The following is a 13,725-nucleotide window of genomic DNA, read 5'->3' as shown; positions in this document are numbered from 1 at the left end:
GTTGAATTCCACTAAGTAATAAAGCAATTAACGTGCCTGAATTACAAAGCTTTACGACGTTGAAAAAACTGATTAGTTGAAAACTCATCTAACATTTTTTGCTCATTTTTTGCCATTAACGCATTTGCTTTGAGTTTTTGATTTTCGATTAGTTTGGCAACTGCTTTAGCTTTAATTTGCTGCTTAAGCCATAGAGTTTTACGTTGAGTAACAACTTGCTTAGCGGTATTTACGGTACTTGCTTGTTGGCGAATTGCCTCTTCAATTTTAGCTATAAAAGCATGGTACTGACCAAACCCTGCACTAGATAAACCCGACTTACCTTTTAGGTGTAACTGCTGAGAGTATTCAAGTCTAAAATTGTTTAAACCTTGGAGCTTTTGTTGATTCGATTGCAAGTTTTGATTGGCTTGTAAGTAACTCATGCGCAAATTTTCTTCTTTATCATTTTCAATTTTGAGCAATAAATCGAGTTTGTTTTTAGCCATTATGCTTGTCCTAATAACTGAGCAAGTCCTTGCAGACCATCATCGTAACTAATGACATCTCGCATACCTTGTTGTAAAAATGCATTCACTCTTGGCATCATATTTATAGCTTGGTCGAGCATTTGATCGGTCCCTTTTTGATAAGCGCCTAACGTAATCATATCTTTGTTTTGTTGATACATTGAATACACTTGTTTAAGCACTCGGGCTTGTTGCATATGCGGCTCAGAAACAACTTGAGGCATAACACGCGAAATCGACTTTTCTATATCTATAGCGGGATAGTGCCCGCTGTCAGCTAAATCACGCGATAGTACAATGTGGCCATCTAAAATAGCTCGCGCTGCATCAGCAATAGGGTCTTGCATATCATCCCCTTCACTTAATACCGTAAAAAAGGCAGTAATTGAACCTTGCCCTTCACCGCCATTACCAGCACGCTCCACCAGCGCAGGTAGTTTAGCAAACACCGAAGGCGGATATCCCTTTGTAGCAGGCGGCTCGCCTACAGCAAGTGCAATTTCACGTTGCGCCATTGCATAACGCGTTACCGAATCGAGTAACAATAATACGTTTAAACCCTGATCTCTAAAATACTCAGCAATAGTGACTGCACTCTCACAGCCTTTTAAACGCATAAGCGGTGATGAATCAGCAGGCGCTGCGACAACAACTGAACGTTTACGCCCTTCTACACCGAGTATTTCTTCAATAAATTCTTTTACTTCGCGACCACGTTCCCCCACTAAGCCAACCACAATGACATCAGCTTCGCTACCTCGGGTCATCATACCGAGAAGTACTGATTTACCCACACCAGAGCCTGCAAACAAGCCCATACGCTGGCCTTGCCCTACTGTGATAACCGAGTTAATAGCACGCACACCTACATCCATAGGCTTAGTGATTGGTCTTCTTGAAAGCGGGTTTATAGTATTTTGCGCAAACTTTAAATGATGCTCAGCATTAATTTTACCCAAGCCATCTAGCGGTCGCCCTAAACCATCCACCACGCGGCCTAATAAACTCATCCCTACAGGTAAACCTAAATTATTTACTTGAGGAATAACACGCGCACCAGGTAATACACCAGAGATGTGGTCGTTAGGCATTAAGTACAAAGTTTGATCGTTAAAACCGACTATTTCGGCGTCTACAAAGCCGTTCATAGTTTCTATTTTACATTGGCTACCAACGGGTGCACGTAAACCTCTAGCCTCAAGGGTAAGGCCAACAACACGCGTTAAAATACCTGCCACAGCAGGCGCCGGGGTTTTAATATGTTGTTGATATTGAGATAAGCGTTCGCTTAAAGGTGCACGTTGAGTTGACATAACACGCCAATAAAATAGTTAGATACCACTATTATGCAAAAAACTATCCAACGTTTCTTTGACACGTGTTTTAAGGGTCATGTCGAGTGACGATTGCGCTGTTTTAACTTCACAGCCACCGCGCTCAAGAGTGGGCTCTGCCATTAATTGCCAGTTATTATCAATAATGGTTTGTTCGCCGTAGCTCTCTTTTATGAGTTCTAAGTCTTCGGGGTTTAAATGGATTCGTACTTTTTCTTGCTCCGCATTAAGTGAATCAATACTTTGCTTTAACGTATGTAAAATCACATCAGGCGATGTTTTTACTTCTTGATAAATAACAGCTTCCGCCAACATGCTAGCAAGTTGTACTAATTGCTTTTCAGCTTGTTCGTCCACTTTATCTAGCGGTGCAGTTAGCCCCTCTAAAATGGCTTTTAAACTTGTTAACTGCTCTTCAATTAATGGTTTTACATCTTCAAGGCCTTGTGTTTTACCTTGCTCTAAGCCTTCTTTGTAGCCTGCTTCTTTACCTTCGCCAACGCCTTTTTCAAAGCCGTCTATGTAGCCTTGCTCATGACCTTGTTTAAGGCCTTCTTCGTACGCGTCTTGTCTAATGCGTTCAAGCTCAACCATGGTAAGCGCAGGGAGTTCTGGTTCTTGTGGCTCATCAATAGGCATTTCTTCGGCTAATTCTTTTTTGTACAACTCACTAAGCGGTGTGCCGTAAGCCGTAGAGCGATTGCCAAAGCTGCTCTCATCTGGTGCTACATCTGGAATAGCCCAGTTTTTTAATAATTCATCGGCTTCATCAGCCCGAAGTGTGCGTCCTTTGAGTTTGCTCATGGTTTACAGGAACTCCTCGCCACCGCCGCCGCCCAGCTGAATTTCACCTGAGTCAGATAAACGACGCGCTGTTGATAAAATCTCTTTTTGCGCCGCCTCTACTTCGCTTATACGTACCGGTGCCATAGCTTCTAAATCATCAGCAAGCATTTCGGCTGCACGTTTAGACATATTGCCCAGTATTTTGTCTTTAAGCGCATCGTCGGTGCCCTTAATTGCTTTCATTAATACGTCTTGTTGTACTTCTCGTAGGATTGCTTGAATACCGCGGTCTTCAACATCCATTAAGTTTTCAAACACAAACATTAAGTCTTGAATTTGCTGCGACATCTCTTCGTCATGTTCACGAATAGAGTCCATTAACTGCCCTTCTACGTTGGTATCTAGGTAGTTCATAATATCTGCAGCAGCTTTTAAGCCACCCATTTTAGCGGCTTGTGCACCTGCTTGGCCGGCAAATTGTTTTTCCATGATTTCGTTTAGCTCTTGCAGTGCTGCTGGCTGAACTTCTTCAAGGTTTGCAATACGCATGGTTAAATCTAAGCGCACTTTTTCAGGGAACTGAGCAATAATCTCAGCAGACTGCTCTGGCTCTAAGTACGATAATACAATGGTTTGAATTTGTGGATGCTCATTACGAATAATGTTTGCTACCTGCTTAGAGTCCATCCATTTTAATGAATCCAAACCTTTAGCGCCTGAGCCCATAACAATTTGGTCAATAAGGCTAGCGGCTTTGTCTTCACCAAGTGCTGCTGTAAGCGCTTTTTTAATAAAGTCTTCTGACTGAAAACCAATGGTACTAAAGCTTTGAATTTGTTCTATAAACAAGTTGTGTACAGCGCTAATCTTAGCTTGTGATAAGTCCTGTAACCCAGCCATCGCCATACCCACTTTTTGCACCTGTTTAGGTTCTAAGTGTTTAAGGATTTGCGCGGCATCTTCTTCTGATAAACTCAAAAGTAATATAGCGGCTTTATCTACCCCATCTAGCTTATCAACATCAAAGGCTGGTGGGAGTTGTTTTTGTTCTTGATCAGTCATCTTCTGTTAACCACGCTTTGACTACTTGTGATGATAGTTCTGGTTCGTTAGCTACAAGGGCACGAATTGCTTTAAGTAAATCTTCGTCGCCATGTAAATCCGGTAACTGCAGTGTACCATCACTTGAGAAACCAACCGAAGCAGAATCAAAGTCTTTATTTAGCATATCAAGCGTGTTGTCGCCAATATCTACGCCTGAACTTAATGCATCTTCGTCGTATTCTTCTAGTGTATCGTCTGGGTAAATTAAGCGTTTAAGCATTGGTTTTACTACTGCCATTATCAATACAATGATAACTAAGGCGCCTAATACAAGGCGGGCTATTTTCATAAACCAGTCTTGTTCCCACAGTGGCACTTCTATTGCTAAATTTGTTTCTTCACGTACAAACGGCACTGTCACGACTTCAAGTGCATCACCACGTTGCATATCAAAACCTACACCACCTTGTAGTAAGCGACGAATATTTGACAATGCCTCTACCGAGCGTGGAGTCATGGTTGTTTCACCGTTTTCTCCCACTTTAGCGATGTAGTCAACAGCAACTGATACGCTTATTCTACGTATTACACCACTTTGCTGGCGCTTGTGCGAAATGGTTGTATCGAGTTCATAATTACGCGTGGCTTCTTTGTGGCTGCGTGTTGGTGATGTAGCTGAGCCTGCACCACCTTGCCCCGCAACCTCAGGAATGTTCGAGTTTAACGGTGGCTGATTTGTAAGCGCACCTGGAATACCAACAGCTAGGCCGCCAATGTTATTTTCTTCAAATGTGGTTTCGCTTCTAACCGCTGGTAGGTCTGGGTTATAACGCTTTTGAGTTTCCTCAACTGAGCTAAAGTCCATGCTCAAATCAACTTGAGCTGTATAGTTTGCAAGCCCAACAACCGGTATTAAAATACTGTCTATTTTTTCAAGATACTCTTGTTCGCGCTTGCGTTCTAAATCGTATTCTTTACGAGAGCGTGCTGCTAATGAGCTTTGCGAACCTGAATTTAATAATCGACCATTTTGGTCAGTAACCGTAACACGTGCAGGCTCTAAGCCTTGTACTGCTGAAGCAATCATATCAACAACAGAGTCTACTTCTTCACGGTCAAGTGAGCGGCCACGCTTAAGTGTTAATACAACAGTAGCAGATGGTTTTTTCTCTCTGCGGGCAAATACGTTTTCTTTAGGGATGGCTAACAATACTTTAGCACGAGTAATATTATTTAGCTCTTCAATGGTGCGTGCTAATTGTTGCTCACGACCATGCTTTAAGCGTTCACGCTCCAAGCGTTGGCTTACACCAAAGCCCATATCTTGCATAATTATGTCAGAGCCAGATGCAGGGCCTTGCTCTAACCCCTCGCGGGTCATTAGCAATTTAATGTTTTGGTATTCGCTTTCATCGACCGATACAACATTGCCATCAAGTTGATATTCAATTTTTTGCGCATCTAAAAAGTCTAATGTTTGAATAAGCTCTTCTGTTTGCATTTTGCCTAATGGGCGCATATCTGGCTGACGAGCCCAAATAATAATAAAAATCGCGATAGCTAAACAAATAGCCAATGCTATAACCAATGTTACTTGGCGCAATACATCAACACCATTTAAAGCACTTAAGTAGCCTGACTTTTGTTCTTGTTGATCATCACCACCACTTTGGTCAATACCGCCACCAGCAAGTGCTAGGTCTGTAGATTGGTTAGATTGCGCCACAATAATTCTCCACTACCTAATTAAACAGGCATGTTCATGATTTCTTTATAAGCTTCAACAAGTTTATTACGAACCTGTACTGTAGCCTCAAAAGCAACTGACGATTTTTGAGAAGCAATCATCGCTTCAGCAAGCGATACACTTCGATCCCCCATCTCAACTGCTGTTACTTTTTGAGCGGCATCTTGTTGTAATCCATGCACTGAATTTAGTGCATCACTTAGCATGTCGCCAAACTGGGAAGTAGAAGTAGGTTGAACTTGAGTCGGCAATTTATTTATTTGATTATTACGACCGGCTTCTAAAGCCATTGATTGCATTTCTTGAAATACAGCACTGTTTTGAATTTTCATAATTTATCTCTGACACGCAGTGAACTCTTACAAGTAATAAAGCACAAAGCATGCCAAATAATTAATCATTAAAATACAATAGGTTAACTTCAATTTGTGTTAGTCAGAGTTTTGACAACCCTAAGTTCGCAGCGCAAACTTAGGGTTTATAGGAGGTTATGCAGGAAGTGAAATACCTAAATCGCGCATTTGCGCTAGTTTATAACGTAAAGTTCGTGGGCTTATGCCCAACGTTTCGGCAACGTCTTTACGCTTGCCTTGGCAACGCGCAAGGGTTTCTAAAATAATACGATGCTCTTTGTCTTTAAGCTCATCTTTATAGCTACCGGTATCTGCCGCTAGTAAACCTTGCTTAGGCTCATCCTCGGCATGCGATTTTTCATCATAATATGCAGAGCTTAGCGTGCTTTTATCAACGCCTTTATCTGCGTGAGTCACTTCTGCTGGCGATACAGTTTGCGCCGGTGCCAATGAAGGCTCCATAACAAAGTTATTAGATACTAAATTTTCGATAAAAATAGCATGCTCGTTTATTGTATTACCCGTGCGCAGTATAAGTGCACGCTGTATAACGTTATCAAGCTCGCGCACATTACCAGGCCACGCATGAGCCAGTAACTTTTGCTCAGCAGCTTTATCTAAATATGCCATGGGCTCTTTGCTTTTACTTATATGGCGTTCAATTAAATGCTTAGCCAATACAATAATATCGCCTGGGCGTTGGCACAATGGTCGCCACATTAGTGGAAAAACATTAAGCCTGTAATATAAATCTTCTCTAAACTGATTTTCAGACACGGCTTCTTTTAAATCACGATTACTGGTTGCCAAAATACGTACATCGAGCTGGATTGTTTTACGACCCCCTAAACGCTCAACTTCACGCTCTTGCAGTACGCGTAACAGCTTAGCTTGTAGCCCTAAGTCCATCTCAGTAATTTCATCAAGTAAAATAGTGCCGCCTTGTGCTTGCTCAAACTTACCCGGACATGCTTGAATCGCCCCCGTAAAAGCTCCCTTTTCATAACCAAATAACGTGGCTTCGAGCATATTTTCAGGAATAGCCGCGCAGTTAATCGCCACAAATGGCTCATTACATCGGCTCGACTTATCATGAATATAACGCGCAAGTACTTCCTTACCTGAACCACTTGGGCCAAGTACCATTACACTTGCATCAGAGCGTGCTACTTTACTCGCAAGCTCCAATAATTGAATACTAGTTGGGTCGGCAACAATAGGTCCGTCGGTTTCTTTTGCTTTTTCAGGCAAATAACGGCTCACCATATTTAACAGCACTTCAGGTGCAAATGGTTTAGCCATGTAGTCAATTGCACCTAGGCGCATCGCCTCTACCGCATCGTCAATTGTGGCGTACGCCGTCATCATCAATACAGGTAAATCAGGGTGGTTTAATTTAATACTGCGTAGTAAATCAAGTCCACTCATTGCGCCCATTTGCACGTCGCTTACAACAAGCGAAAATTGATCTTTTTTAAGCAGTAACATTGCTTGCTCAGCACTGTTGGCTGCAACACATTCAATACCCGACATTTCAAGGGTGTCTATTAAGGCTTCACGAAGCCCAGCGTCATCTTCGACAACTAAAATAGTGTTACTCATAATGAACCCTCTAGTTTAGATGTTGCCTTAATAGGCAGTAACAAGCTAAAGCAGGCACCACCCCGCGTATTATTAGTCACATCAACACGGCCTTGGTGCGCACTAGCCACCGAACTTACTACCGCAAGCCCTAAACCTGTGCCCTGACTTTTTGTAGTAAAAAATGGTTCAAAAATTTTATCGCTTTGGCTTAAATCAACACCTGGGCCATTGTCGCTCACACTAATACGAACCATATCTAAATCTTTTAAATCTCTTTGTGCGCTAATTTTTACTTTTGCACCGCTGCCAATAACTTGAATACTATTGTGCACAAGATTTTGAATAGCACTGGCCAATGCCGTTTTATTACCGACTATTTGTATATCTGGCTCTGGTAAGCTTACATCCAGCTCACTTTCATTAAGTGCGACCATCGCATCAGCGCCCGCTTTAACTTCTGTTAAAAGCTGCTGCATTGAAACTTGCTCAACAACTTGCTGATCGCCACTTTTAGCAAATAACAGCATGTCGTTTACTTGAGTTTCTAAATCTTTTAAACGCGACATTAACTTTGTTTGAAAGTTATCGCGAGATGCTTCGGGTAAGCGCTTTGATCCTAAATTAGCGGCGTAAAGCATAGCGGCTGAGAGCGGTGTACGGACTTGATGCGCCAGTGACGCAACCATTTTACCCAGCGCGCTTAATCGCTGCATATGTGCAACACGTTTTTGTAAACGGCGAGTTTCGGTCAAATCCGTCATTAAAATAAGTTGCCCAGGCTCTGGTGCTAAAGCGGTAATATCAAGCTTTATTAGACGCCCGTCTTTTAAAGACACTTCGTGGCCATCATCTTGATGCGGCCTAAAAGAGCGCTGAATAACATTAAACCAGCGTTCGCCTTCAAGTGGCTCGCCAAGCATATCAATCGCTATTTGATTCGCTTTTGCAATCAACCCTTTGCCATCAAGTACAACCACTCCTGCTGGCATGGTATCAACCAAATGCGAAAGCCAACTTGCTTGCTTGCGCAGATCGCTTAATTCACCAATGTACTCCTCTTGAAGTAAACATGGGTTATACTGATTTGCAGAAAAAAACTGTGGTTTTAGCACGCTAGCAAGGGCCATAATCAAATCTCGAATTGATGTAGATATATGTCTAAATGCACGATTTATACCAAAATTTATTTACATACTTATCATTAAGTTACATCAATAATTTGAGCGACATAAAAATGACGCACGCAAAAAGGAATAATAATGAGTGAGCAAATAAAGTGCCGTTGCCCGTGGCTCGACACTACTAAACCCGACTACGTTATTTACCATGATGAAGAATGGGGCGTCCCCCTTTATGATGATACAAAGCTGTTTGAATTTATCACTCTTGAATCAGCGCAAGCAGGCTTAAGCTGGTACACAATTTTAAAAAAACGCAGCGGTTATAAAAAAGCATTTGCTAATTTTGATGTAAATAAAGTGGCAAAATTCACACAAGATGACGTTGAGAGACTAATGCTTAATGAAGGGATTGTGCGCAATCGCTTAAAAATTGCGGCAACTGTTAACAACGCAAAGTGCTTTATAGAAATACAAAAAGAATTTGGTAGCTTTAGTAACTACCAATGGCAGTTTGTGGATAATAAGCCGATTATAAGTAATTTGAATAACGTTGAGGATTATCCTGCAATTACAGAGGCATCAACCGCATTTGCTAAAGATTTAAAAAAACGCGGCTTTAAGTTTTTAGGGCCTACAACAGTTTATGCTCACATGCAGGCCTGCGGTATGGTTAACGATCACAGTAATGATTGTTTTAGAAAAGAAGAAATTATTAAGGCTTTAAGCGGTAAGTGATTAAAAACCATAAAAGTGATTTGTTCACAAAGAGGTTAAGAGACGCTGCGCTTTAGAGAAGTGACGCGTAAGTTGACAATGGCTTCTCATTTACCTTCGTTTTTCTCTTTGTGAAATAACGTTTTATTTAAATGATTAAAAGTCTTGTTTTTCACGCGAGCAAGTCTAGCGTCTACAACAAAAGTAAAAACCGTGTAGGTGCGAATTTACTTCGCGCTCTTGCTAATATTTTTAAGTAAAGTGCGGTATAAAACCGCACCTACAAAACGAGGGGTTATTTATCTACTGTGTTTGGCCAATTTATAACTTAACACTGACAACTGCTTTTAAACCTTAATCTCGTGAAAGATTATACTTTTTCATTTTCTCAACGAGTGTTGTTCTGCGAACACCTAGTATTTCTGCAGCGCGCGCTACAACGTAATCATAGCGCTCTAACGCTTGGGTTATTAAGCTTATTTCGAGCTCGGCTAAATAATCTTTAAGTTCAATACCATCATCTGGCAATAGCCCACTACCCGTTTGGCTAAACTCAGCGTCTGGCTCACTTTCGTAATCACTAAAGCCTGTGCTAAATATGTCGTTAAAGGCGTCTTTTTCCATTAACTCTTCAGGGTATTCTGGCTCGTATGCTTCAACTTCAATGTAACGATATTTATTAGGTAAGTCGGGAATATCAACCACTTTTTCAGGAAACATAATAACCATACGTTCCACTAAATTAGCAAGCTCACGAATATTACCAGGCCAAGCATGTTCTTTTAAACTCTCAACTGCGCGCTCAGTAAACTTAGCGGTAGAACCTGTTTGGTCGTTAACACGGCGCATTAACTCTTTTAAAAGCAGCGGAATATCATCAGCACGTTCACTCAGCGATGGGTTTTCGATAGGAAATACATTTAAGCGGTAATATAAATCTTCCCTAAAACTCCCCTCTTCAATCATTGTTTCTAAGTTACGATGCGTGGCCGCAATAACGCGTACATCAGCCTGAATAGCCTTGGTGCCACCAACACGCTCGTAGCTGCGTTCTTGCAATACTCGCAGCAACTTAACTTGCATTTGCAGTGGCATATCGCCTATTTCATCTAAAAATAGCGTTCCACCTTGAGCAAGTTCAAAGCGCCCTTTACGCGCCGATATAGCACCAGTAAACGCGCCCTTTTCATGGCCAAATAGTTCACTTTCGAGCAGCTCTGCAGGAATAGCACCACAGTTAACTGGTACAAACGGTCCATTAATACGCTTTGAAAGCAGGTGTACATTACGGGCAACAACTTCTTTACCAGTACCTGATTCGCCTAAAATTAAAACATTAGCGTCGGTTTTTGCCACTTGTTCAATTAAAAAGCGAACATCTTTTACGGCCTCTGTTTCACCAACAAGTCCATCAAAAATCTTATGCGGTTTAGTATGCTTATGCTCATTAGGCAACATACGCTGATACTGCTGGCAATCGTGGAGTAACTGAGTTGTCACTTCGTGATTAAATGGCTCACAGATAAGCCCCACTACATTAGCTATACTTAATAGTGGTTTTAGCGTTTCGCCAATTAGTAAAAACGGTAGGGTTGGATAGCGTTTAATTAAGCTTTCGTGGTCAAGTGATTGCAACGCTCCTAAAATAATCATGCATTCTTGCTGCTGATATTTTTTGCATTCTTGTTCAAAGCAGTCTTCGCTTAATAGTTGAGCAGCTTCACCAATAAAGCCAAGCGAAGCATTTAATCCTATTGCGCGGTTGTTATTATTATCTAAAATCAAGATCATATTTAGCGAGCCGTACTTTCACTAATTTGTATAATTAGTTAAATTGTAAGCCAGTTCAGCATGGATGCAAGTGATAGCGGCAGTTTTTTGACATAAACGCCAAAAAACAGACGGGCTAGTTAAGTCAATCATACTTAATAGTTAATCATTAAGTATGAGTTGCAGTTTTAACTTAGTTATTACTCAGCGATTACTTAACGATTACCTAAATACAACTTAGCTCTAATAATTAATTTACTCGGCTATAAAAATGCTATTGTTAGTAAATAAACTCAATTATAAATTTAAGTTGAAGTTACAAATGCCGATATATAAATAAGTGAAAATGCTTGGCATTAATATTGCTTTGTTCTTATAAAAGTATAAAAGCTTAATTAATTTTTTGTATTAGCTTTCACATAATTTTATCGTTTTAAATTTTAGGATTTTCCCATGGCTCATGTCTCAGTAAAAAAATACGGTCAAGTTCGTGCCAGTAGTATTGCCGAAATGGCCCCTTACGAACAAATAAACCTTATATTCAGTAATATTATCGGTCGCTTAGCAGCAACAAAAGGGTTTATTGAGCGCAAAGAAATACAAAAAAAAGGTGAAAACATTTCAGCCTGTGTTTTATTATTTGGTGCACTGCAAGACGCACTTAATTTAGAAGTAGAACAAGACCCTAGTATCTCTAACAATTTATTGGCACTTTACGATTACTGCCAACGCCGTTTAACGCAAGCGAACATAAACAACGATATTGAAGCAATTATTGAAGTATCAAGTATTGTTAAAGAAATTAAAGAAGGCTGGGATAACATTCCACTAGATCAACGAAACCCTGCGGTTTAATTTAAATTATGGACTCGCCAACATCTTCAGAGCCACTAACGAACTACTCTGAGCTCATACAAACGTTGCTTAGTGAAATTGAAGTGTTAGTAAATGATGATAATGCAGACGAAGCTCAGCCTCTTTTAGACACTTTAAATGTTGAACTAAAGCAATGGTGCGAAAGCAGCGACGGCCCAAGTGCAGAGCAATTAGAATTAATTCAGCTTCGTATAAATACCATTTTAGTTAAAGCGAATAATGCAAAAAACGAATCATCAAAAGCTATTATTAAACATAAAAAGTCTGGTAAGGCGATAAAAGCTTATAAAGCCATCTAGTAAATGGTTTTAATAAACTACCTTTATTCTAACTAAATACATGGCTATAGCTTACTATTTGAATTAAAGAGCAATACACACAAAAAACCGCTAAATTTAAACTTAGCGGTTTTTTATTGATTCGTAATACCTTTAACTCAGCTCTTAATTTGATTGCCTAACTACGCCTGGCATGTTCTCTAACTGAGCTTGAACATAACTACTGGTGTTATTAAGGCTCGCTACTAATAAATCCATCGCATTATATTGAGCATATAGTCGAGATGATAGCGACTCCATTTTACTGGCAAGGTCCAAGCGATCATCATCTAAATCATCTAGTTGATTTGTTTTACTGTCAATTCTGTTTTGAATAATACCATTGGAATCTGTATAAAAGCTCATTAGTTCGTCAAACGACTGAGCAAAACCATCATCGTCATCACCTACAAAAAACTGCTGCACTAAATTTACATCTGCATCTATTTGCTCATCGAGTGTTTCTGTATTTAGCGTTAAAACACCGTAGCGATCTGTTTCGACACCTAATTGCGAAAGTGATAACGAATTACCATCGCCTAAATCAATTGATTCAGTTATTTCACTACGAAGCTTTGACATAACGCCTCGAAGTAGTGAATCCCCAGCCATAACTCCAGCGCCAGCTTCACTTGAGGCACCTAAATTATTACTGAGCTCTAACAATTCATTGTAACTAGCAATAAACCCATTTAAACCTGTTTTAATATTAGTGTTGTTTTCGGTAATTGATATGTCGCTTATGTCGTCGTCGGTATCGTGCGGTTTTTTAGCTGTTATATCCACGCCATCAATCACGTTACTAAATTCATTAGTGTTGCTTGATACCGTCAACGTGCCATCAATCGTTATTTGTGCATTTTGGGCAGCATTAACTTGTGTTAAATTAGTTGTGTGATTAGCAGGGTCTGCGTCTGATACATCATAAGCTAATCGAGATAACCCGCCTGTATCAGTATTATTACCATCATCGTCTTGTACGGTAATTGTAATTGCGTTGTCTTCGCCGGTTTCTTTACTAGTGAGCACTAAATGCTGACCGGTATCACTGGTTACTATCGTTGCCACAACAGAGTCATTACTATCACTGCCAGTAAAAGGGCCGTTATTAATTTGGTCTCGTAAATCTTCTAACGTGTTTGTAGCCGATAAAACAGTAGAAAAGCTATTTGCGCCAGAGCCAATTGTAATTACGCCAGCACCAATTGCTTCGTCTGCTGCAAATGCAGGGGAAGATAACTTATGAGCCTGTGCTAATGCGTCTACTTTTACATTGTAACTGCCTGGCTGAGCGTCTTTATCTGAGCTAATAGATATAAAATCATCATTGCCAGACGCAGTTCGCTTTTGGTAGTTATCAGTATCGCCCAATGCTTCCATTGAAGTTTGTACTTTTTCAAGCGCTGACTTGAGTGCGCCAACAGCAGAAATATCCGTAGTTAACTTACTTTCTGTAGTATTTAAACGAGCTTCAGCAGGTGCTTGTTCTGCATTAACGAGTGCATCAACAATATCTGATACTGCTAACCCAGAACCTAAACCATTAAATGTAATAGACATACTTCACCTC

General features: G+C 40.5%; 13 protein-coding genes. 3 read left to right on the top strand and 10 right to left on the bottom strand.

Annotated elements, in window-relative coordinates; translation table 11 throughout:
• Window positions 1-41: 41 nt before the first annotated feature.
• The 8 genes from fliJ to QL995_RS04705 all read right to left on the bottom strand — a co-directional run bounded on the left by fliJ (window position 42) and on the right by QL995_RS04705 (window position 8,484).
• Window positions 42-488: a flagellar export protein FliJ gene (fliJ, locus tag QL995_RS04740; RefSeq protein ID WP_290293317.1), complete on the bottom strand. Its 447-nt coding sequence runs from the start codon at window positions 486-488 to the stop codon at window positions 42-44.
• Window positions 488-1,822 carry a flagellar protein export ATPase FliI gene (gene fliI / locus QL995_RS04735; protein WP_002959338.1) on the bottom strand — a complete coding sequence of 445 codons (1,335 nt, stop codon included), beginning with the start codon at window positions 1,820-1,822 and terminating at the stop codon, window positions 488-490. The genes fliJ and fliI overlap by 1 nt, the downstream gene beginning before the upstream one ends.
• Before the next feature lie 18 nt (window positions 1,823-1,840).
• Entirely contained in the window at window positions 1,841-2,647 is an 807-nt protein-coding gene (fliH, locus tag QL995_RS04730; protein WP_024589950.1) for a flagellar assembly protein FliH, read from the bottom strand.
• Between the two features lie 3 nt (window positions 2,648-2,650).
• Window positions 2,651-3,691, bottom strand: a complete 1,041-nt coding sequence (fliG, locus tag QL995_RS04725) for a flagellar motor switch protein FliG (RefSeq protein ID WP_007581881.1) — start codon at window positions 3,689-3,691, stop codon at window positions 2,651-2,653.
• Window positions 3,684-5,399, bottom strand: coding sequence for a flagellar basal-body MS-ring/collar protein FliF (gene fliF / locus QL995_RS04720; protein WP_290293311.1), 1,716 nt, complete (start codon window positions 5,397-5,399; stop codon window positions 3,684-3,686). The genes fliG and fliF overlap by 8 nt, the downstream gene beginning before the upstream one ends.
• A gap of 20 nt (window positions 5,400-5,419) precedes the next feature.
• On the bottom strand, window positions 5,420-5,752 hold the full coding sequence (fliE, locus tag QL995_RS04715) for a flagellar hook-basal body complex protein FliE (RefSeq protein ID WP_007581879.1): 333 nt from the start codon (window positions 5,750-5,752) through the stop codon (window positions 5,420-5,422).
• A gap of 156 nt (window positions 5,753-5,908) precedes the next feature.
• Window positions 5,909-7,375, bottom strand: coding sequence for a sigma-54 dependent transcriptional regulator (locus tag QL995_RS04710; RefSeq protein ID WP_290293308.1), 1,467 nt, complete (start codon window positions 7,373-7,375; stop codon window positions 5,909-5,911).
• The gene (locus QL995_RS04705) at window positions 7,372-8,484 is read right to left on the bottom strand and encodes an ATP-binding protein (RefSeq protein WP_290293306.1); all 1,113 of its coding nucleotides are present in this window, start codon (window positions 8,482-8,484) and stop codon (window positions 7,372-7,374) included. The genes QL995_RS04710 and QL995_RS04705 overlap by 4 nt, the downstream gene beginning before the upstream one ends.
• Window positions 8,485-8,616: 132 nt before the next feature.
• Between QL995_RS04705 and QL995_RS04700 the strand changes: the two genes are divergently transcribed.
• The gene (locus QL995_RS04700; RefSeq protein ID WP_290293304.1) at window positions 8,617-9,213 is read left to right on the top strand and encodes a DNA-3-methyladenine glycosylase I; all 597 of its coding nucleotides are present in this window, start codon (window positions 8,617-8,619) and stop codon (window positions 9,211-9,213) included.
• 333 nt (window positions 9,214-9,546) lie between these two features.
• Here QL995_RS04700 and QL995_RS04695 read toward each other — a convergent pair whose 3' ends face one another.
• On the bottom strand, window positions 9,547-10,983 hold the full coding sequence (locus QL995_RS04695) for a sigma-54-dependent Fis family transcriptional regulator (RefSeq protein WP_007581875.1): 1,437 nt from the start codon (window positions 10,981-10,983) through the stop codon (window positions 9,547-9,549).
• Window positions 10,984-11,415: 432 nt separating this feature from the next.
• Between QL995_RS04695 and fliS the strand changes: the two genes are divergently transcribed.
• Both fliS and QL995_RS04685 read left to right on the top strand, forming a co-directional pair.
• The gene (fliS, locus tag QL995_RS04690; RefSeq protein ID WP_024608173.1) at window positions 11,416-11,817 is read left to right on the top strand and encodes a flagellar export chaperone FliS; all 402 of its coding nucleotides are present in this window, start codon (window positions 11,416-11,418) and stop codon (window positions 11,815-11,817) included.
• Window positions 11,818-11,825: 8 nt separating this feature from the next.
• Complete coding sequence (locus QL995_RS04685) at window positions 11,826-12,137, top strand: hypothetical protein (protein WP_290293294.1); 312 nt, start codon at window positions 11,826-11,828, stop codon at window positions 12,135-12,137.
• Between the two features lie 144 nt (window positions 12,138-12,281).
• Here QL995_RS04685 and fliD read toward each other — a convergent pair whose 3' ends face one another.
• Window positions 12,282-13,715 carry a flagellar filament capping protein FliD gene (fliD, locus tag QL995_RS04680; protein ID WP_290293292.1) on the bottom strand — a complete coding sequence of 478 codons (1,434 nt, stop codon included), beginning with the start codon at window positions 13,713-13,715 and terminating at the stop codon, window positions 12,282-12,284.
• Between the last annotated feature and the right edge of the window lie 10 nt (window positions 13,716-13,725).

It is taken from the genome of Pseudoalteromonas sp. APC 3358, assembly GCF_030408075.1.
Lineage (GTDB): Bacteria > Pseudomonadota > Gammaproteobacteria > Enterobacterales > Alteromonadaceae > Pseudoalteromonas > Pseudoalteromonas arctica.
This window is presented reverse-complemented; position numbering and strand designations above follow the sequence as displayed.

Coding starts and splice junctions, on each gene's coding strand:
- fliJ (WP_290293317.1), bottom strand. CDS start 488: ATGGCTAAAAACAAACTCGATTTATTGCTCAAAATTGAAAATGATAAA.
- fliI (WP_002959338.1), bottom strand. CDS start 1,822: ATGTCAACTCAACGTGCACCTTTAAGCGAACGCTTATCTCAATATCAA.
- fliH (WP_024589950.1), bottom strand. CDS start 2,647: ATGAGCAAACTCAAAGGACGCACACTTCGGGCTGATGAAGCCGATGAA.
- fliG (WP_007581881.1), bottom strand. CDS start 3,691: ATGACTGATCAAGAACAAAAACAACTCCCACCAGCCTTTGATGTTGAT.
- fliE (WP_007581879.1), bottom strand. CDS start 5,752: ATGAAAATTCAAAACAGTGCTGTATTTCAAGAAATGCAATCAATGGCT.
- QL995_RS04710 (WP_290293308.1), bottom strand. CDS start 7,375: ATGAGTAACACTATTTTAGTTGTCGAAGATGACGCTGGGCTTCGTGAA.
- QL995_RS04705 (WP_290293306.1), bottom strand. CDS start 8,484: ATGGCCCTTGCTAGCGTGCTAAAACCACAGTTTTTTTCTGCAAATCAG.
- QL995_RS04700 (WP_290293304.1), top strand. CDS start 8,617: ATGAGTGAGCAAATAAAGTGCCGTTGCCCGTGGCTCGACACTACTAAA.
- QL995_RS04695 (WP_007581875.1), bottom strand. CDS start 10,983: ATGATCTTGATTTTAGATAATAATAACAACCGCGCAATAGGATTAAAT.
- fliS (WP_024608173.1), top strand. CDS start 11,416: ATGGCTCATGTCTCAGTAAAAAAATACGGTCAAGTTCGTGCCAGTAGT.
- QL995_RS04685 (WP_290293294.1), top strand. CDS start 11,826: ATGGACTCGCCAACATCTTCAGAGCCACTAACGAACTACTCTGAGCTC.
- fliD (WP_290293292.1), bottom strand. CDS start 13,715: ATGTCTATTACATTTAATGGTTTAGGTTCTGGGTTAGCAGTATCAGAT.